This window comes from Arthrobacter sp. V1I9, assembly GCF_030817075.1.
Taxonomy (GTDB): Bacteria; Actinomycetota; Actinomycetes; order Actinomycetales; family Micrococcaceae; genus Arthrobacter.
Map to the genome: position 1 here is coordinate 2,995,313 of NZ_JAUSYU010000001.1, position 18,636 is coordinate 3,013,948.

Below are 18,636 nucleotides of genomic sequence, written 5' to 3' on the forward strand. Positions count from 1 at the left end.
TGGCGCGCAGAATTATGGCGTGAAGACACGAAGGTAGCCTCTCCCAATGCCTGCGAGGTGAGCTGTCGGATTCGGATGGGAGTCACCCGGCCGCGCGGCTTCCTGGGAAGCTTTTGCGACTTAACCCCAAGGCCTTCAAACTGAAGGCCATAATTGGTTCCCCCGCCCCTGCCAGACGATGAAATGCGAACGGACCTTGAGCGGTGGCAGAGTTAGGCAATCCGCACAAGAGCGTCAACTTCGGAAAAGTTGACGCGAGTTAGACGGTACAGCAGTTTTGCTTGAATGTCACATTCAGGTCACGGCAGGTCAACATCATTTGATAGTTCACCGTCACTTGACTAGAGCCAGCCAGTGGGGTCAACAACTTCGCCGTTGACCTGGACCTCGAAGTGCAGGTGGCAGCCTGTGGAGGCTCCCGTGGTCCCGCTGAGGGCCACAACATCCCCGCGGGATACTGTCTGCCCCTCCTTCACACTGAAGGACGAGAGGTGGTTGTACGTGGTTTCCAGGCCGTTGCCGTGGTCCACTACAACGCGATTGCCGCCACCGTACTCGTGCCAGCCCACAAAGGTAACGGTTCCGGTGGCCGCAGCCAGAACGGAGGTGCCGCACTGGGCTACGTAATCCTGTCCGCGGTGGAAATCACCGGAGCCTCCCGTGATGGGGCTGACGCGGTAGCCAAAGGGTGAGGCAGTGCTCAATGCAGCGAGCGGGGCACCGAGGCTTCCGGTGGAAGCGGCGCGGGTGATGGCGCCCGCAGACTGGGCACTGAGCAGCTGTTTGAGCTTCCCGTCCGGGTCCGCTTCGGTGACCACGGCGGACCGGCTGAAGTCGATTTCGGCCTCCGCTTCCGCGGAAATTTTGGGCTGTGGGGCTACAGCGGACGCGGCAACAGGAGAGTTCCCTGACGCATCCGTGGCCATCACGGGACTGGTGGCCGGTACGGTCACGGTAAGCACCAGTCCGGTGGCGGCCAGGGCGACGCCGGCCTTCTGGCCGATGCCGCTGGCAGCAGCGAACTCGGTGATTTGACGGAATGGACCCCGACGCCGGCGCGCATCACGGTGCGGATCGCGGGGGCGTTCCGAGGTGATGACTTCGACAACGCGCGGTGTCGAAGCAGGGACCGCCGCGCGGCGGCGTCCCCTGGAATTGTGCATGGTCAAGAAGGGTTCCTCTCTGGAAAGCCTGCGAAGTTAGCTGTCGGATTCGGGTCAGAGAGTTCAAAGACCCGGTCCGCCGTAAGCAAGCTTCGGCACAGAGATATCCCCGGAGGGATTCCTTCGCTGGAAGAGGCTTGCTGCTGACGGACTTCACCCCAAGGCAGTCCCCCGGCTGCCGCTTGTGGTTCCCCCGCCTCTGCCAGTTACGACTCATGCTCCTGATCCGCTGGCAGAGCTCGGCTCCAGATCAGGTAACGCTTTAATATCAACGCTTCGGTTCAACTATAGAGGGTTAACACCCAAAGTAACAATTCCGTTATCTTTGCGTAACCCACCTCACATGGGGTAGCGAGGCGCGCGGGCCAGCCCGCTAGCGGACGGCCACGAACACGTGCGCGGCCACCTCCGGAGGCAGCTCAAGTGCCCCTTCGATGCCGGGAACCCGGACGGAGATGTAGTCCCCCACCCGCTCCAGCGACACAGCAGCCCCCGGCCTTATGCCGCCCTCATCCAGCTGCGAGAGCAGTTCCGGCTCCACCTGGATGGGCTCGGCAAGCCGGCTGATAGTCACGGCTGAGGCGGGCCCGTAGGACTTCATCGCTTCCAGGAGGCTGATGGCTCCGTCGGCAAAGCCCGGGGACGGCAGCCCGCCCAAGGCGGCCAGCCCGGGAATCGGGTTCCCGTACGGAGACTCGGTGGGGTGGTTAAGCATCTCGTAGATACGGCGTTCCACCCGCTCGCTCATCACATGCTCCCAGCGGCAGGCCTCGTCATGGACGTAGGCCCAGTCCAGCCCAATCACGTCGGCGAGGAGCCGCTCAGCCAGACGGTGCTTGCGCATCACTTCCGTGGCGCGCTTCCGGCCCGTCTCGGTGAGCTCCAGGTGGCGGTCGCCCGAGACGACCACCAGGCCGTCCCGCTCCATTCGGCCGATGGTCTGGGAGACGGTAGGTCCGGAGTGGCGCAGCCTTTCGGCGATACGCGCACGCAGGGCAACGATGTTCTCTTCCTCGAGCTCCAGAATGGTCCGAAGGTACATCTCCGTAGTATCGATCAGATCCGTCATCCAGCTCAGCTCCTCGAGCGCAGTACCTTGCGTTGTCCCACCGTATCGCCTTCACTGCGACGTAGTCCGTGGAAAAGCTTAGCCTATTTTGACTTTGTCCGAATAGTTGCCGACGCCCGCAGGACCGTCTCATTGGCTGGACTATGACGGTTCCGGTTCCCGCCGATACAGCCCAACAAGGCAGAATGAGGGAGGCCCTGGCAGCAGCCATCAGTGACTGCCGGCCATCAACACCCGTCCGGACCAAAGCCGTGTCCATGCCGAAACTGGAGCACCTGTGAGCGAAACCAGCATCACTATTCCCGCCGACCTCCTGCCCAAGGACGGACGGTTCGGCGCCGGGCCGTCCAAGGTCAGGCCGGAGCAGATTGATGCGCTGTCCGCGGCGTCGAAGAACATCCTGGGTACGTCCCACCGGCAGGCCCCGGTCAAGAACCTCGTTGGCTCCGTCCGCGAGGGCCTCAGCCAGTTCTTCCGCGCCCCCGAAGGCTACGAAGTGGTACTCGGCGTCGGCGGTTCCACGGCGTTCTGGGACATTGCAAGCTTCGGCCTGGTGGAAAACAAGGCCCAGCACCTTTCCTTCGGCGAGTTCGGCTCCAAATTCGCCGCGGCCACCAACAAGGCGCCCTTCCTGGGCGCCTCTTCCATCATCAAGTCTGAGCCCGGCACCCGCCCCTCGGCCCGGGCCGAAGCGGGTGTAGACGTCTACGCCTGGCCGCAGAACGAGACCAGCACCGGCGTCGCAGCCCCCGTGCAGCGTGTTGCCGGTGCAGACGAGGGCGCACTGGTGCTCGTCGACGCCACGTCTGCTGCCGGCGGTCTGGATGTTGATGTTGCGCAGAGCGATGTTTATTACTTCGCCCCGCAGAAAAACTTTGCCTCCGACGGCGGGCTCTGGCTTGGCCTGTTCTCCCCTGCGGCCCTGGAACGCGCAGCGCGGATCAAGGCCAGCGACCGCTGGATCCCGGATTTCCTGGACCTGCAGACGGCCATCGACAACTCACGCCTGAACCAGACCTACAACACCCCGTCGTTGTCCACCCTGGTCACGCTGGACGCGCAGGTGCAGTGGTTGAACGCTAACGGCGGCCTGGACTTCGCTTCCGCGCGCACGGCAGATTCTGCCGGCCGTATCTACAGCTGGGCTGAGGCATCGGAGTTCGCCACTCCGTTCGTCATCAACCCGGACGAGCGCTCGAACGTCATCGCCACCATCGACTTCGACGAGACAGTGGATGCGGCAGTGGTGGCCAAGGTCCTGCGCGCCAATGGGATTGTGGACACCGAGCCTTACCGCAAGCTCGGCCGCAACCAGCTGCGCATCGCAACGTTTGTTGCAATTGAGCCAGCCGACGTTTCGGCCCTTTTGGCCAACATCGATTACGTAGTGGGCGAACTGCGCAAGTAATCGCAACTGCGGGGCCACCTCGGCTGACCGCAACGCACCGGCTTTAACGTCCGACGGCGCCGCCCGGGTTCTGCCCGACCGGCGCCGTTTGTGCGTCGTAGCTCAGTTTCCGCGCCTGGGCGCGGCTCCGGGCGCTAATTTGTACCGGCGTCGCGCCCTGCGCGCTGTTCCTGCGCGTCTTCGGCTTCAGCCTCCCGGGATTCACCTTCCAGCGCTTCATTTTCCAGCCCTTCACCGTCCAGGCTGCCTACTGCGTCCAGCGAAGCAGCAACGCCGTCAGCGGGCTCGGCGGCGGCAGCTTCCGGCGTGTCAGCCTGGTGGGCGTCGTCTTCGTGCGCGCCGGCTTCCGGCTGATTGGCGTCGGCTTCGCCGGATTCCTGTTCCTGCTCATCCTCCGGCCGGACGCGTTCTGCCCACGGAACCCATTCCGGGGCCAATATGGAGTCCTCGGACGGCAGGAGACCGAGCTCGTTGACCGTGACCACCTTGGACCGCGAGTTCCGTGTCAGCACGGCGAACCACTGCCAGCCTGCGTAGCCGGGCAGCCTGCACTCGAAGAGGTGTGTCACCAGGCGGTCGCCTTCGCTCTTGACTGCAAGGTGCCGCCCAATGTCCGACGCCGCAGTGATGCCGGCAATGGCGGTCCGTGCCGTGTCCGCGGCAGCGGCGAGGAAGGCGTCCGGCTTGCCGGTCCGCCAAACAGGCACCCCGGCGCGGGGCTTGGCCGTTTTGGCCGTCGCCGGCGCAGGGCCTGCAGGCGAAAGGCCCGCAGCGGTGGGAGCAATGCCGGCGCCCCCGCCCGTTGCGGCACCTGCCTGCAGCGCCACCAGGTCCACCGATGCCGGGTCCACCGACACCGGGTCCACCAACTCGACGTCCAGCGTCTCCGAGACCATCGACACCGGATCCAGTGACTCCGGGGCCGTTGTCTCCAAGCCGCCGGGCTCGGCGGTTGTGTACTCCGGGTCCTGCTGATCAGCTTCCGGGTTCATGAGGGCCTAAACGTCCAGCTCGTCGGCAACCTTACGCAGGGCGGCGGCGATGGCCTTGCCCTTATTGCCTTCCGGGTATTTGCCTTTGGAAAGGGTTCCGGACAGGTTGTCCAGAACAGTCACGAGGTCCTGGACCAGCGGTGCGAGGTCCTTTGCGCTGGGCCGCTTTGCCTTGGCGATGGACGGTGTTTTGTCCAGCACGCGCAGGCCCAGGGCCTGGGCTCCCTTGCGGCCGTCGGCCACACCGAATTCAACGCGGGTGCCGGCCTTCAGCTCTGTTACGCCCTCGGGCAGCGACGATTTGGGCAGGAAAACTTCCTGGCCGTCTTCTCCCGCGAGGAATCCGAAGCCCTTTTCCTTGTCATACCACTTGACCTTGCCGGTAGGCACGTAATCAACCTTCTTCGTTCTGACGTCTTGAGACACGGCCGGCCATCACCGCATCCGCAGTGTTGTGCGGGTTCAGGGTATGACGGCTGGAGACCGTGTTGGTCTGTATCCCTCAAGGTTATCCTGCCCCGTGCCGTAATCCTGCTTTCGACGGCTCTCCGCAACGGCACACTGAACCCGTGGCCGCGCTGTCAGACCGGGCTGTTAGCGTTACGTTTATGACACCCTCGCGTTACCGGCGTCCACTGACGATCCTCGCCGCAGTTATCGCCGTGCTTTCACTGGCCGCCGTCGCTGCCGTTATGGCATTCGCCTTTTCCGGTTCCGTGGCTCCGGCCTGGGTCACCTACACGGCACTTTACGGCCTGCCGCTGGCGTTCCTCCTGATGCTGTTCCTTGTTCTGGACAGCGTTGCCGGACGCCGGCGGGCAGGAAAACCGGGCGGGCGGTAACGTTGGACTGATGTCCCTCATTCGCGCGCTCAGCAAGGACCTGGAGGCACGCAGCGACGACTCGCTGCGGGCGCTGTTCGACGCGCGGCCGGACCTCATCTCCCCCGCTGTGCCGGACTTCGCTGCCCTCGCTGCACGGGCGAGCGGGCGCGTCAGCGTCCAGCGTGCGCTGGAGCGCCTCAATCGGCCACAGATGCAGGTCCTGGAAACCCTCCATCTGTCCACAAACACTGATACGGAGCACAGTGCCTCCGCGGCTGGATTGCGCAAACTGATTTCGGGTTCCACCGTTGCCGCTGTGGAGCGGATCCTGGTCGCTCTCCAGGAACTTGCCCTGGTCCACCGTGCCGAACCCCCGCATGGCGCACCCGCCACCGGCAACAAGCAGCGGTACTACCTCCCCGTTGGCAGCCTCAAGGACGTGGTGGGAATTTATCCGGCCGGCCTTGGCCGCAGTTATACAGAGCTGGTGCGCCTCCAGCCCGCGTTCGCACAGCGCGCGGTGCAGCTCGTGTCCGAACTTCACCGCAGCGGCGCAGCCATCCAGGGAGCCACAACACCCATGGAGGCAGCGCTCGCCCTGCAGCACTGGACGTCCTCGCCGGAGGCCCTCCAGGACATTCTGGCCACGGCTCCGGAACGGACCACCGCGTTGCTCGCCCGGTTCCGGAACTGGGCCATGGGGGCCGTCCCCCAAGCGCAACGCAAGGCGTCCATCGCCACTGAGGGATCCGACGTCGGGCCCATCGACTGGCTGCTGGCGCGCGGCCTGCTGGTGCCTTTGGACGCTGCCCATGTGGAGCTGCCGCACAGCGTGGGGCTCTCGCTGCGGGGCGGTGCCATCATCAACGACTTCAGCCTTGCGCCGCCGGTCCCGGAGCTTGGCCGGACCAGCGCCGCCTTACGGCGGAATGCGGCGCTGGGGGCCATCAGTGAGACCCTGCGGCTGGTGGGCGAAGTACTCCATGCCGTGCGGGACCAGCCTTTGGCCACCCTCCGCAGCGGCGGCGTGGGCGTTCGGGAGATGAGGCGGCTGGCTGAGCTGCTGCGGATCGACCAGCCCCGTACCGGGCTTCTCCTTGAGCTTTGTGGGCTTGCAGGGCTGATCCGCCTGGACGTCGATTCGTCGTCGTGGGTTCAGCCGCCGGAGCTGGAGTGGCTTGTCCTGCCCCGGCAGGAACAATGGCTCTGGCTGGTGAATGCCTGGCTGGCCAGCCAGCGCGTGCCGTCCCTGGTGGGGCAGCCGATCAATGGAACCCCGGGAGCAGCTGCGCACCGCGCGGCTTCCGGGAGCACCATCATCGCGTTGTCGGCAGAGGCGCAGCGTCCGGACGCCCCCGTGGTGCGCAAACGGATCCTGGAAATCCTGAACGAACTAACGTGTGAGGCACAGGCCCCTGACGGAACAGCGCCGGTCCTGGACGCTGCAGCTGTGCTCCAGCGCGCCGAGTGGGCCCAGCCCCGGATGGCCCGGCGCTTCAGCTCGCTGATCCGCGGAGTCCTGGCCGAAGCCGAAGTACTCGGCCTGCTCGGCTCGGGGGCCCTGAGCCAGCTTGGAAGTGCCATCGCGGACGATGAACCGGACGCCGCCCTCTCCATCCTGGGTGAGCACCTGCCCGCGGAGCTGAACCACGTACTGCTCCAGGCAGACCTCACCGCCGTAGCACCCGGATACCTTGCCCCGGCGCTGACCGAAAAACTGCTGCTGATGGCCGACGCTGAAGGCCAGGGGCCGGCCACCATCTACCGGTTCTCGCCCGGCTCCATCCGCCGGGCGCTGGACGCCGGCCATAGTGCCTCCACCGTGCTGGAGTTCCTGCGGGAGCACTCGGCCACCGCAGTGCCCCAGCCGCTGCAGTACCTGGTGGAGGATACTGCCGCCCGGCACGGCCGGCTGCGGGTCGGCGCAGCGGCGAGTTTTGTCCAGAGCGAGGATGAGGCTGCGCTGCTGGAGCTGCTGTCCGGACCGAAAACGGAGGGGCTGGGGCTGGTGCGGATTGCGCCCACCGTCCTCATCTCTTCGGCGCCGCCGCGTGAAACAGCGCAGGTTCTCCGGAGCCTGGGCCTCTCCCCCTCCTTTGACGATTCGGACCAGCAGGTGCTCCGGCTGCGGCGCGCTCCTGCCCCGCATACCCCGTCCCGGCCCATCTACACCGCGCCGCGGACAGCCCCGCCGGCGGAAGAAGTCCAGGCGCAACTGGATGTGCTGCGGCACCGTCCTGCCGCCGTCGGGAATCATCACGGCCCGGAAAGTGACCAGACAGGTGAGGCAGCCACGCAGCTTGGCCTGGAAGCCTTGCAGCGTGCCATCCGGCTCAAGCAGCGCATCAGCATGAACGTGGTGGACGGCATGGGGAATGCGAACCTGGAAATTGTTGTTCCCCTCTCAGTAAGCGGCGGACGGGTGCGGGTCTTCGACCCCGCGAAGGACACCGAACGGGTGCTCTCCATCCACCGCATTATCGATATTGAGGCCGCAGAGGAACTGCGCCAGTGAAGGACTCCCCCGCGTGAACGACGGACCCCTGATAGTCCAGAGCGATAAGACCATCCTCCTCGAGGTGGACCACGAGCTCGCCACAGAAGCCCGGCATGCCATCGCGCCGTTCGCGGAACTGGAACGTGCCCCCGAGCACGTCCACAGTTACCGGTTGACTCCCTTAGGGCTGTGGAACGCCCGCGCGGCCGGACTGGACGCCGAGAAGGTCCTGGACACCCTCCTGAAATACTCCCGGTTCCCGGTGCCGCACTCACTGCTGATCGACGTCGAGGAAACCATGTCCAGGTACGGCCGGCTGCGCCTGGAAAAAGACCCGCAGCACGGCTTGGTCATGCGGACTGACGATTACCCCGTGCTTGAGGAAGTCATCCGGGCCAAGAAAATCCAACCGCTGCTGGGACCACGCATCGACAGTGAGACCGTGGTGGTGCACGCGTCCCAGCGCGGGCAGCTCAAGCAGCTCCTGCTCAAGATCGGGTGGCCGGCGGAAGACCTGGCCGGCTACGTGGACGGCACCCCGCACCTGATTGCGCTGAACGAGGACGGCTGGAAACTGCGTCCATACCAGCAGATGGCCAGCGACAACTTCTGGGCCGGAGGCAGCGGCGTTGTGGTGCTGCCCTGCGGCGCGGGCAAAACGCTGGTGGGCGCAGCGGCCATGGCCACCGGCTCCACCACCACCCTGATCCTGGTCACCAACACCGTGGCTGCCCGGCAATGGAAAGACGAGCTGCTCAAGCGAACGTCCCTCACGGATGACGAGATTGGTGAGTACTCGGGGGCCGTGAAGGAAGTCCGGCCGGTGACCATCGCCACCTACCAGGTCCTCACCATGAAACGCGGCGGCCTGTATCCGCACCTTGAACTGGTGGACGGACATGACTGGGGCCTGATCATTTACGACGAGGTCCATCTGCTGCCGGCCCCGATCTTCCGGATGACGGCGGATCTGCAGGCCAGGCGCCGTTTGGGACTGACAGCGACCCTGGTGCGGGAAGACGGCCGCGAGGGCGAGGTGTTCAGCCTGATTGGACCCAAGCGCTACGACGCGCCCTGGAAGGACATTGAGTCCCAGGGCTACATCGCCCCCGCGGACTGCGTTGAGGTGCGTGTGGACCTGCCACGGGAAGAGCGTGTGGCTTATGCCATGGCCGACGACGCTGACAAGTACCGGCTGTGCGCCACCTCCGAATCCAAAACCCTGGTGGTGGAACAGCTCGTTGCCCGGCACGCCGGGGAGCAACTGCTGGTCATCGGCCAGTACATCGACCAGCTGGACGACCTCGGCGAGCGCCTGAAGGCGCCCGTCATCAAGGGTGACACCTCCGTAAAGGTGCGCCAGAAGCTTTTTGATGCCTTCCGGGCGGGCGAGATCCAGACGCTCGTGGTCTCCAAGGTGGCCAACTTTTCCATCGACCTTCCAGAGGCCTCAGTTGCGATCCAGGTATCCGGTTCCTTCGGCTCGAGGCAGGAGGAGGCGCAGCGGCTCGGCCGGTTGCTGCGCCCCAAGAAGGACGGCCGGGCAGCCCGGTTCTACTCGCTCGTGGCACGGGACACCCTGGACCAGGAGTTCGCCGCCAAGCGCCAGCGGTTCCTTGCCGAGCAGGGTTACGCCTACCGCATTATGGACGCCAAGGACGTGGAAACGGCCGGATAGCCGGCCCGCCTTCCAGCTTGATACGGGGCGGCGGCTCTTCACCTTGCTCACAACAAGTATCCAGACAACTCCCAGAGTCTGGGAGCATGATGGGAATATGAACAAGAACGGCCCTGAAGCGAAGCTCCTGGTAGTGGATGACGAACCCAACATCCGGGAGTTGCTCTCCACGTCCCTGCGGTTCGCTGGATTCGACGTCGTCTCCGCGGCAAACGGACGCGACGCCCTTGCCGCCGCCGATCTGCATGCCCCGGACCTCGCCGTCCTGGACGTTATGCTCCCGGACATGGACGGGTTCACCGTTACCCGCCGGCTCAGGGCTTCCGGCAAGCACTTCCCCGTTCTGTTCCTGACCGCCAAGGACGATACCGAGGACAAGGTCACCGGCCTCACCGTCGGCGGGGACGATTACGTCACCAAGCCTTTCAGCCTCGATGAGGTGGTCGCCCGGATCCGGGCCGTCCTGCGCCGGACGCAGCCCATGCTCGATGACGACGCAGTGATCCGCGTTGATGACCTGGAGCTCGACGACGACGCCCACGAAGTGCGGCGAGGCGGCACCGTCATCGAACTGTCCCCCACGGAGTTCAAGCTGCTCCGCTACCTCATGCTCAACCCAAACCGGGTGCTGTCCAAGTCGCAGATCCTGGACCACGTGTGGGAGTACAACTTCAACGGAGATGCCTCCATCGTGGAGTCGTACATTTCCTACCTGCGCCGGAAAGTGGACATCGACCCCGAAGCTCCGGCCCTGATCCAGACCAAGCGCGGCGTGGGGTACGTGCTCCGGACGGCAGAAAAGCGCTGACCTTGCTGCCGCGGTGGAAGTCGGCCTCGCTCAGGACGCAACTGGTGGCCATGATTATGGCGCTGCTCATCGTCGCCCTCACCGTGACGGGGGCAGGCACCCTGGCCCTGCTTCACAACTACCTGCAGACCCAGGTGGACGGCAAACTCAACGCAGCCGTCGACCTGGCGAGCAGGCAACGGTCCTTCTCGCAACTGCAGGCACGGAGCAACCCCGAGGTTCCCACCGACTATTCGCTGATTCTGTTTGTGCCGGGGGAAGAGCCTTATCCGTTCGGCGCTGAACCGGATAACGGGCCGGACATCAGCTCCATGAGCGTGGAAGAGGCCCAGGCCCGAGGCAACGATCCTTTCCAGGTGCGGGGAACGGACGGCCAAAACTGGCGGGTTTTGGCGGTGACGGTGCAGAACAACCAGACCACCGCGGTAGTGGTCATCGGGCTGCCGCTGGAGAGCGTTGACGACGTCCTGAAGCACGCCACCCTTGTTGTCACAGGAGTGGGCCTGCTGACCCTGCTGCTGGCGTCCCTGATCGCCAGCTGGACTGTATCGCGTGCCTTCCGCCCGCTTGCAAGGGTGGAAAAGACCGCAGCGGCCATTGCCGCCGGGGATTTGTCCCGCCGCGTGGACGTGGAAAATCCCAGCACCGAGCTCGGCCGGCTCAGCAGCTCCCTGAATGCCATGCTGGCCCACATCGAAACAGCCTTCTCCGCCCGGATGGCGTCAGAGGCGAGGATGCGCCGGTTCGCGGCCGACGCCTCCCATGAACTGCGTACCCCGCTGGTGACAATCCGGGGCTTCTCGGAGCTGTACCGGCACGGGGCGCTGGCCACCAACGAGGACGTGGCCATGGCCATGGGCAGGATCGAAAGCGAAGCCAAGCGCATGGGCTCCATGGTGGAGGACCTGTTGCTGCTGGCCCGCCTGGATGAACAGCGCCCGTTGCAGCAAAAGCCCGTGGACCTGCAGCTGATCGCCCATGACGCGGTGGTGGACACGCAGGCCAGCGCCCGGTCCCGCGTGATATCGCTCGTGGGGCTCGACGGCGGCCCGGCAGCTCCCGCGCCCGTGCTGGGTGATGAAGCGAAACTCCGCCAGGTGGTAGGCAACCTGGTAGGCAACGCCCTGCGCTACACCCCGGAGGACAGCCCGATTGAGCTGGCTGTCGGCGTCCGCGCCATGGAGGGCGGGGAGCTCCGCTCAGTCATCGAAGTCCGCGACCACGGCCCCGGCATTTCTGAGGAGGACGCATCCAAGGTTTTCGAGCGCTTCTATCGGGCCGATACCTCCCGTACGCGGGAGACGGGCGGCAGCGGGCTGGGACTGGCCATTGTGGCCGCCATCGTCGGCTCCCACGGCGGTTTCGTCCGGGTGGCGAACACCGACGGCGGGGGCGCCACACTTGTGGTCACCCTTCCGAACCGCGACGACGCACCGGATAACGAATTCTCGGACAGTGCCGGAGTGGAGGACCTGGGTTCATACCCATAGCAGGGCGCAACGACGCAGTAGGCAGCGAGGGGCGGGGTTATCCACATATGGCCTCCCCGGCATGGCACCGCCGCACCCGCTTTCATAGGCTCGTCATCGTGGCCCGGACAGTCCGGGCGCGGGAGCAGACGCTGCCCGTTCCAGCGAAAGGCACTGCCATGAGCATCATTTCCGTCGACACCGAACTGCTCCAGCTCAAATCCGCCAATGTGCAGGCAACAGTGGACCGCATCAGCGCGGACGTCCAGGCCATGAAGCGGGGGCTTGACGAGCTCCAGGGCACCTGGCGGGGCTCTGCTGCCACGAACTTCCAGGCACTCATCACGGAGTGGACCATCACCCAGGGCAGGGTGGAGGCTTCCTTGGCCTCGATCAACATGGCGCTCTCGTCCGCGGCGGCCACCTACGCGCAGGCCGAGCAGGGAAACACCCAAAGGTTCAGCTGACCCGCTGCTCGTGAAGTCCTAGGCTTCGGGCGTTCCCTGGTGGAAGCGGAGCCGCCACCGTCCACCGTCCAGTACCCAGAGGGAGCTCCTGAGGGTCGTGCCGGAGCGCGCGTAGCTTCTGTAGGTCAGCAGGACTGCGCTGGTGCCGATGCGGTCCGCACCCAGGATCTCGATGTCGGTCCGCTCACCCGGGTCTTCTTCGAGTGCCATCATCATGGCGTCCCGCGTCCAGACCCTGCCCGAGCTGCCGATCTCCAGGAAATCCGGGTGCAGCAGGACGGCCGTCCTGCCGATGTCGCCGCGCACCAGGGGACCAAGCAGTTCCCGCTCCAACTTTTCGACCAGCGCTTCGGGCGAGGCTGTCTCCGCCCGGCCTGCGCCGGCCAGATCAAAGGCGCCGTCCACCTGGGTGAAGTCCAGCTGGGTGAATTCCTCGTGAGGGAAGTTCTCCTGGGTGAGTTCCTCCTGAGCGGACTCTTTCTGGCCACCGTTCTGCCGGCCAACGTTCTGCTGCGTCATTTCCAGCCGCGTGACGTCCTGCTGGCTGAAGAGGTCGAGTTCGTCGGTTGCGGCTGCTGGAGTTGCACCACCGGCAAAGGCTTCACCGGCTGCGGTGCCCCCCGAAGCCGGGGTTCCGGGCGCCACTGCGTGATGGGCGCCGGGAAACCCAGGTCCTGACCGGGCCGCTACCCCCTGCTGGTAGGCGGTTGCGGCGGCCCGGGCCCGCTCATCGGCGGCTTCGTTCAGGTCATGCCCGGCGTGGCCCTTGACCCACTCGAACCTGTACTTCCGCCCGGCGAGTTCCCGGTCCAGCTCCTTGAGCAGATCGACGTTCAGCACCGGCTTGCCGTCCGCCTTCCGCCAGCCTTTGCGCTTCCATCCGGGCATCCACTTCGTGATGGAGTTGATGACGTACTGGCTGTCGCAGAGGATGTGGAGGTCCTCGTGGCGAAGGTGCGCGGTGGCCCGCAGCAGATCCAGGACAGCCATCAGTTCACCCTGGTTGTTGGTGCCGTGGGGCCATCCGCCGGCGCGCCAGCAATCGTCATTCACGTACCAGGCCCAGCCGGCCGGGCCCGGGTTTCCCAAAGCCGAACCGTCGGCCGCTGCAGTAATCGTCACCGGTCCATCCTGCCAGAAGCCAGCGACAATGCAGGATTGCGGGTGCAGCGACACAGCACCCGGGCAAGACCGCAACCTGCGCGCGGCACCAGCACCCGCATGCCCTCGGGACCCGATGAACTCCAGAAGCGTTACGAGGGAAACCAGGAAAGCGTTTGCCCAAACCTCTTGACGTAGGCGCCGGAGCCCCGGAACAATCGGGGGTCATAACGAGAAAACGCTTTCTTACCTTATCCGTCGGCTAGCATGCCGGCCGGACGCAGCAAGGAAGCGGACTCATCAGAACAAGGAAGGCACATCAATGTCGATTCCAACCGTTAGCCGGAGGCGATTCCAGCTTGGCGCTGCAGCCGTTGCCCTCTCCCTCCTCGCAACCGGATGTGGCACGTCCAGCAGTTCCAACAGCAACGAGGAAGTGACCCTGCGCTTTGCTTGGTGGGGTAACGAGTACCTCAATGCCCAGACTGAAAAGGTCATCGACGCCTTCGAAGCAGAGCATCCAAACATCAAGATCGAATCGGAACCCGGTGAGTGGGCCAGCTACTGGGACAAGCTGGCCACTAAGACAGCGGCCAATGACGCCCCTGACATCATTCAGATGGATCAGAAGTACATCGCCGAATACGGCGGACGCGGCGCCCTGCTGGACCTGTCCAGGCAGGAGGGTATCGACACGTCGAAGCTGGACAAGGAAGGGCTGGCTTCAGGCCAGTATGACGGCTCTCAGTACGGGCTGAGCACCGGCCAGAACGCCTACGTCATCATGGCCAACACGAAGGTTTTTGAGGCGGCCAAGGTGCCCCTCCCGGATGACACCAAATGGACCTGGGACGAGTTTATGGAGACGGCGGCTAAAATCAGCGCCGCAGGAGACGGAAAAAACTATGGCGCCGCCTACGGCAGCAACGAGGCGGACCTGATCATCTGGCTACGCCAGCACGGTGAGAACCTCTACTCCAAGGACGGCAAGCTGGACTTCGATACCGCAACCGCCGCCTCCTTCTGGGAACGCCTGAAGGAGCAGCGCGATTCGAAGGCAAGTCCCCCGGCAACCGTCGCCACCGAGGACGCCGGGGCAGGTCTCGAAGAGAGCCTCTTTGGCACCAACAGAGTGGGCATGGCGTGGTGGTGGACGAACCAGCTCGGTTCCCTTGAGGCCACTACCGGCAGCAGCATTAAGATGCTCCGTGCTCCCAGCGGCGATGGTTCCGCGGCCAAGAACGGCATGTACTACAAGCCCACCATGTTCTGGTCCGCTTCATCACGGTCCAAGCACCCTGAAGCCGCCGCCACCTTCATCAACTACCTGGCCAACAGCCCGGAAGCCGGAGCCATCCTGATGACGGACCGCGGCGTGCCCACCAATGCGGAGATCGTTGACAGCATTACGCCCTCGCTGAAGCCCGCGGATACCACTGTGGTCAGCTTCCTGAAGGACATTGCCCCGGACGTGAAGGAAGCACCGCCCGTTCCCCCGGTAGGCGCCGGCAGCGTGCAGAACGTGATCAAGCGCTACACCGATGAGGTCCTCTACGACCGTCTCACGCCGCAGGCAGCCGCCGAAGCATTCAAAAAGGAAGTTGAAGGAATGGTGGCCGGCGCCAGGTAACAGCCCCGCGACTGCCGGAACCGGGCAAGTATCCGGCGCACAAAAAATGCGGCCCCCTCTCGCGAGGGGGCCGCATTTATGTGTACTGGCGGGACAGGCCCGGCAGTGGGAGCCTAGAAGCCGCCCATGCCGCCCATGTCGTCGCCGCCGCCAACCGGAGCAGCGTTCTTCTCCGGCTTGTCGGCCACAACAGCCTCGGTGGTGAGGAAGAGACCGGCAATGGAGGCCGCGTTCTGCAGGGCAGAGCGGGTTACCTTGACGGGGTCGTTCACACCGGCGGCCAGCAGGTCGACGTATTCGCCGGTTGCGGCGTTCAGGCCGTGGCCGGCGGGCAGGCCGCGGACCTTGTCCACCACAACGCCCGGCTCCATGCCGGCGTTGAAGGCGATCTGCTTCAGCGGAGCGTCGATGGCAACGCGGACGATGTTGGCACCGGTTGCTTCGTCGCCGGAGAGCTGCAGGTTGGCGAATGCCTTGGCGCCGGCCTGGATGAGGGCCACGCCGCCACCGGCGACGATGCCTTCTTCAACAGCAGCCTTGGCGTTGCGCACTGCGTCTTCGATGCGGTGCTTGCGCTCCTTGAGCTCAACCTCGGTTGCGGCACCGGCCTTGATGACTGCAACGCCGCCGGCCAGCTTGGCCAGGCGTTCCTGCAGCTTCTCGCGGTCGTAGTCCGAGTCGGAGTTCTCGATCTCGGCGCGGATCTGGGACACGCGGCCGGCGATCTGGTCGGCGTCGCCGGCACCTTCGACGATGGTGGTCTCGTCCTTGGTGACAACAACCTTGCGTGCCTTGCCCAGGAGTTCCAGGCCTGCTGTTTCCAGCTTGAGGCCAACTTCCTCGGCGATGACCTGGCCGCCGGTGAGGACGGCGATGTCGGCAAGCTGCGCCTTGCGGCGGTCGCCGAAGCCCGGAGCCTTGACGGCAACGGACTTGAAAGTGCCGCGGATCTTGTTGACGATCAGGGTGGCCAGGGCCTCGCCTTCGATGTCCTCGGCGATGATCAGCAGCGGCTTGTTGGACTGCATGACCTTTTCGAGGACAGCAACCAGTTCCTTGACGTTGGAGATCTTGGAGTTGACGATCAGGATGTACGGATCCTCGAGGACCGTTTCCTGGCGCTCCGTGTCGGTGACGAAGTAGGCGGAGATGTAGCCCTTGTCGAAGCGCATGCCTTCGGTGAGCTCAAGTTCCAGGCCGAAGGTGTTGGACTCCTCGACCGTGATGACGCCTTCCTTGCCCACCTTGTCGAGGGCTTCGGCGATGAGGGCACCGATTTCGTCGTCGCCGGCCGAGATCGAGGCCGTAGCGGCGATCTCTTCCTTGGTTTCGATTTCCTTGGCGGAGTTCAGCAGCTCGGCCGTAACAGCTTCAACAGCCTTTTCGATGCCGCGCTTGAGGGACAGCGGGTCGGCGCCGGCAGCAACGTTGCGCAGGCCTTCCTTGACCAGTGCCTGTGCCAGCACAGTAGCCGTGGTGGTGCCGTCGCCTGCGACGTCGTCCGTCTTCTTGGCAACTTCCTTGACCAGCTCGGCGCCGATCTTCTCGTAGGGATCGTCCAGCTCGATCTCCTTGGCGATGGAAACACCATCGTTGGTGATCGTGGGGGCGCCCCACTTCTTTTCGAGGACGACGTTGCGTCCACGCGGGCCGAGGGTGACCTTAACGGCGTCGGCGAGGGTGTTCAGGCCCCGCTCAAGGCCGCGGCGTGCCTCTTCATCAAATGCAATGATCTTGGCCATAACGGCAATAGTCCTTTCGGGACAGTCGTTAAGAATGAACCTTCGCTGCAGTGCCCGCGACGGACGATCCTTCACCGTTGGCCTCTGTATGCCTCCGGCTGCGGATCTCACTCCAGTGAGGTGTTTCTCGCTCCTCGACCGGTGCAAGGCGCCGCCGGCCGGAACCAGCTTTGCTTAGCAGTCGGTACGTCAGAGTGCTAACTCAATAATTAGCACTCCCCACGTGAGAGTGCAAGCGAAAGGAGGTGAAAAACAGTGCCGCGGGCAGCGGCGGCGAGGTTCAGTCCGAAGCCCGCGCCGCCGTCTCAAGGCCACTCAGGGCGGGGTCATTGTCGGCTCCGTAGGTGAAGACGCTGAACGTGGCCGTGGTGATGTCGCCGTTGGCGTCAAAGGCAATCGGCCCTGACTCGCCGTCGTAATTGGCATCCGGCCCGGACTTCAGGCGTTCCAGGCAGTCCTTATAGGACGGGCACGCCTCGCCCTGCCCTTCCCCAGCTGATCCCTCCGCTGATCCTCCCGAAACAGCGATCAGATTGGCTGCAATAGATCGGCCGGCGTCATCCTGGGCCCTCGCAGCAGCCAGGGCAGCAACCGTCACTGCGTCATAGGCTTCGGCTGCGAAAGATACGTCCTTCAGGCCCGGGTCCACCGCCAGGAGCCTTGCCTGGAAGCCCGCTTTGGGAAGCTGTCCGGGAACCACGGCGCGGGCGCCCTCCAGGTAGCGCCCTGCCAGACCTGGCGCGTAGCGGCCGAAGGCGCCGTCACTGAGGATGAGCTGCTTCCCGTCAACACCCAAGTTGGCCAGTTCCGCCAGGGCGCCCTGCGCACCGTCACGGGCTATGACAATAACGGCGCCTGCTTCAGCCTTCCCGGCAGCATCGGCTGCGCTGCCCGCGTCGCCCGGCTTGAAGCCGGCAGTTGCCAGCACTTCCATTCCCGCCTGTTCGGCAGAGGCGGCAACGGCGTCCGAAAGGTCCTTGCCGTAGGAACCCTCCTGGTACAGCACTGCGACCGACGTGGCACCGGCGTCCTTGGCCAACTTCACCAGGACGGGACCCTGCGCGACGTCGGCCGGTGCGGTCCTGAAGTAATAGCCGCCGCTGGTGATGCTGCTGAGCCCGGCGGCAGTGTTGGCTGGCGAGATAAGCGGAGTGCGGGCACGGGAGAGGACGTCAATTGCCGCTGCGGCGCGGCTTGAATCGGTGGGGCCGATGACAACGTCCGCCTTCGCGGCGACGAGCGCCTCGGCCTGTTCTGCCGCACCCTGTCCTGTACCGGCTGGAAGGAGTTCCACCGGCTTGCCCTTGTGGCCGCCTGCAGCATTGATTTCCTGCACGGCGAGCTTGGCGGCGGCAAGTTGCGGGGCATTGAGGAAGGCGTTTTGGCCGGCGTTGTCCAGGATCAGTCCCACGCGCAGGGTGCCGTCACCGGAAGCCTCTGCGGCTTCCACCCGGGCATTGCCGGTGGCCCCGGAACAGGCTGTCAATACCAGGGCAGAACACAGGGCAGCGGTGGAAAGCGCCCGGCGGAGGTTTGCCGGGCGGAGGTTCAGATCAGTCACTCTGCCGGCCGGACGCTTTCAGCCTGCGGGCCCTTCTCGCCTTCGCCCACTTCGAGCTCCACCCGCTGGCCCTCATCCAGGGCCCGGTAACCATCACCCTGAATGGCGGACCAATGGACAAAGATGTCATCGCCGGAGCCGTCAACGGTGATAAAGCCGTAGCCCTTTTCAGCGTTGAACCATTTGACGGTTCCCTGTGCCATGCTGACCACTCTTTCCGTTATGTC

16 protein-coding genes and 2 riboswitches are annotated in these 18,636 nt (G+C 64.7%); of the genes, 8 read left to right on the forward strand and 8 right to left on the reverse strand.

Annotation, left to right across the window (positions count from 1 at the left end; translation table 11 throughout):
* Nucleotides 1-33 precede the first annotated feature (33 nt).
* A riboswitch (cyclic di-AMP (ydaO/yuaA leader) is annotated at nucleotides 34-229 on the reverse strand.
* A 112-nt stretch (nucleotides 230-341) separates the two neighbouring features.
* Nucleotides 342-1,163: a M23 family metallopeptidase gene (locus QFZ70_RS14005; protein WP_307097886.1), complete on the reverse strand. Its 822-nt coding sequence runs from the start codon at nucleotides 1,161-1,163 to the stop codon at nucleotides 342-344.
* A gap of 10 nt (nucleotides 1,164-1,173) precedes the next feature.
* Nucleotides 1,174-1,418, reverse strand: a riboswitch (cyclic di-AMP (ydaO/yuaA leader).
* Nucleotides 1,419-1,536: 118 nt separating this feature from the next.
* Entirely contained in the window at nucleotides 1,537-2,232 is a 696-nt protein-coding gene (locus QFZ70_RS14010; protein ID WP_307096473.1) for a metal-dependent transcriptional regulator, read from the reverse strand.
* A 277-nt stretch (nucleotides 2,233-2,509) separates the two neighbouring features.
* On the opposite strand from QFZ70_RS14010, the gene serC reads away from it, so the two are divergent.
* Entirely contained in the window at nucleotides 2,510-3,640 is a 1,131-nt protein-coding gene (gene serC / locus QFZ70_RS14015) for a phosphoserine transaminase (RefSeq protein WP_307096474.1), read from the forward strand.
* 134 nt (nucleotides 3,641-3,774) lie between these two features.
* Here the strand turns inward: serC and QFZ70_RS14020 are convergent, their stop codons facing one another.
* Together QFZ70_RS14020 and QFZ70_RS14025 are read right to left on the reverse strand one after the other, a co-directional pair.
* The gene (locus tag QFZ70_RS14020; protein ID WP_373461595.1) at nucleotides 3,775-4,632 is read right to left on the reverse strand and encodes a DUF3027 domain-containing protein; all 858 of its coding nucleotides are present in this window, start codon (nucleotides 4,630-4,632) and stop codon (nucleotides 3,775-3,777) included.
* 6 nt (nucleotides 4,633-4,638) lie between these two features.
* The gene (locus QFZ70_RS14025; RefSeq protein ID WP_013599963.1) at nucleotides 4,639-5,022 is read right to left on the reverse strand and encodes a cold-shock protein; all 384 of its coding nucleotides are present in this window, start codon (nucleotides 5,020-5,022) and stop codon (nucleotides 4,639-4,641) included.
* A 218-nt stretch (nucleotides 5,023-5,240) separates the two neighbouring features.
* Here QFZ70_RS14025 and QFZ70_RS14030 point away from each other — a divergent pair, with 218 nt between their 5' ends.
* The 6 genes from QFZ70_RS14030 to QFZ70_RS14055 all read left to right on the forward strand — a co-directional run bounded on the left by QFZ70_RS14030 (nucleotide 5,241) and on the right by QFZ70_RS14055 (nucleotide 12,375).
* Entirely contained in the window at nucleotides 5,241-5,474 is a 234-nt protein-coding gene (locus tag QFZ70_RS14030) for a hypothetical protein (RefSeq protein WP_307096477.1), read from the forward strand.
* 10 nt (nucleotides 5,475-5,484) lie between these two features.
* Complete coding sequence (locus tag QFZ70_RS14035; protein WP_307096478.1) at nucleotides 5,485-7,971, forward strand: helicase-associated domain-containing protein; 2,487 nt, start codon at nucleotides 5,485-5,487, stop codon at nucleotides 7,969-7,971.
* A gap of 13 nt (nucleotides 7,972-7,984) precedes the next feature.
* Nucleotides 7,985-9,631, forward strand: a complete 1,647-nt coding sequence (locus QFZ70_RS14040; protein ID WP_307096480.1) for a DNA repair helicase XPB — start codon at nucleotides 7,985-7,987, stop codon at nucleotides 9,629-9,631.
* A 97-nt stretch (nucleotides 9,632-9,728) separates the two neighbouring features.
* Nucleotides 9,729-10,439 (forward strand): response regulator transcription factor, encoded by a 711-nt coding sequence (locus tag QFZ70_RS14045; RefSeq protein WP_104044652.1) that lies wholly within the window; start codon nucleotides 9,729-9,731, stop codon nucleotides 10,437-10,439.
* Between the two features lie 2 nt (nucleotides 10,440-10,441).
* Nucleotides 10,442-11,929, forward strand: coding sequence for a HAMP domain-containing sensor histidine kinase (locus QFZ70_RS14050; RefSeq protein ID WP_307096481.1), 1,488 nt, complete (start codon nucleotides 10,442-10,444; stop codon nucleotides 11,927-11,929).
* A 158-nt stretch (nucleotides 11,930-12,087) separates the two neighbouring features.
* On the forward strand, nucleotides 12,088-12,375 hold the full coding sequence (locus tag QFZ70_RS14055) for a WXG100 family type VII secretion target (RefSeq protein WP_104044651.1): 288 nt from the start codon (nucleotides 12,088-12,090) through the stop codon (nucleotides 12,373-12,375).
* A gap of 18 nt (nucleotides 12,376-12,393) precedes the next feature.
* Here the strand turns inward: QFZ70_RS14055 and QFZ70_RS14060 are convergent, their stop codons facing one another.
* A complete protein-coding gene (locus QFZ70_RS14060) occupies nucleotides 12,394-13,497 on the reverse strand; it encodes a ribonuclease HI family protein (RefSeq protein WP_307096483.1) in 1,104 nt (367 codons plus the stop codon).
* Between the two features lie 301 nt (nucleotides 13,498-13,798).
* Here QFZ70_RS14060 and QFZ70_RS14065 point away from each other — a divergent pair, with 301 nt between their 5' ends.
* A complete protein-coding gene (locus QFZ70_RS14065; protein ID WP_307096485.1) occupies nucleotides 13,799-15,106 on the forward strand; it encodes an ABC transporter substrate-binding protein in 1,308 nt (435 codons plus the stop codon).
* A gap of 113 nt (nucleotides 15,107-15,219) precedes the next feature.
* Here the strand turns inward: QFZ70_RS14065 and groL are convergent, their stop codons facing one another.
* From groL to QFZ70_RS14080, 3 genes are all read right to left on the reverse strand, one after another.
* Nucleotides 15,220-16,848 carry a chaperonin GroEL gene (gene groL / locus QFZ70_RS14070; protein ID WP_307096487.1) on the reverse strand — a complete coding sequence of 543 codons (1,629 nt, stop codon included), beginning with the start codon at nucleotides 16,846-16,848 and terminating at the stop codon, nucleotides 15,220-15,222.
* Between the two features lie 280 nt (nucleotides 16,849-17,128).
* Nucleotides 17,129-18,409, reverse strand: coding sequence for an ABC transporter substrate-binding protein (locus QFZ70_RS14075; protein ID WP_373461596.1), 1,281 nt, complete (start codon nucleotides 18,407-18,409; stop codon nucleotides 17,129-17,131).
* Complete coding sequence (locus tag QFZ70_RS14080) at nucleotides 18,406-18,612, reverse strand: cold-shock protein (RefSeq protein ID WP_307096488.1); 207 nt, start codon at nucleotides 18,610-18,612, stop codon at nucleotides 18,406-18,408. Before QFZ70_RS14080 ends, QFZ70_RS14075 begins: the two co-directional genes overlap by 4 nt.
* Nucleotides 18,613-18,636: the final 24 nt, after the last annotated feature.

Bases quoted from the DNA above. Each gene is read 5' to 3' on its own strand.
- QFZ70_RS14080 (WP_307096488.1), bottom strand. From the start codon at position 18,612: ATGGCACAGGGAACCGTCAAATGGTTCAACGCTGAAAAGGGCTACGGC.
- QFZ70_RS14045 (WP_104044652.1), top strand. From the start codon at position 9,729: ATGAACAAGAACGGCCCTGAAGCGAAGCTCCTGGTAGTGGATGACGAA.
- QFZ70_RS14010 (WP_307096473.1), bottom strand. From the start codon at position 2,232: ATGACGGATCTGATCGATACTACGGAGATGTACCTTCGGACCATTCTG.
- QFZ70_RS14035 (WP_307096478.1), top strand. From the start codon at position 5,485: ATGTCCCTCATTCGCGCGCTCAGCAAGGACCTGGAGGCACGCAGCGAC.
- groL (WP_307096487.1), bottom strand. From the start codon at position 16,848: ATGGCCAAGATCATTGCATTTGATGAAGAGGCACGCCGCGGCCTTGAG.
- QFZ70_RS14055 (WP_104044651.1), top strand. From the start codon at position 12,088: ATGAGCATCATTTCCGTCGACACCGAACTGCTCCAGCTCAAATCCGCC.
- QFZ70_RS14065 (WP_307096485.1), top strand. From the start codon at position 13,799: ATGTCGATTCCAACCGTTAGCCGGAGGCGATTCCAGCTTGGCGCTGCA.
- QFZ70_RS14005 (WP_307097886.1), bottom strand. From the start codon at position 1,163: ATGCACAATTCCAGGGGACGCCGCCGCGCGGCGGTCCCTGCTTCGACA.
- QFZ70_RS14020 (WP_373461595.1), bottom strand. From the start codon at position 4,632: ATGAACCCGGAAGCTGATCAGCAGGACCCGGAGTACACAACCGCCGAG.
- QFZ70_RS14030 (WP_307096477.1), top strand. From the start codon at position 5,241: ATGACACCCTCGCGTTACCGGCGTCCACTGACGATCCTCGCCGCAGTT.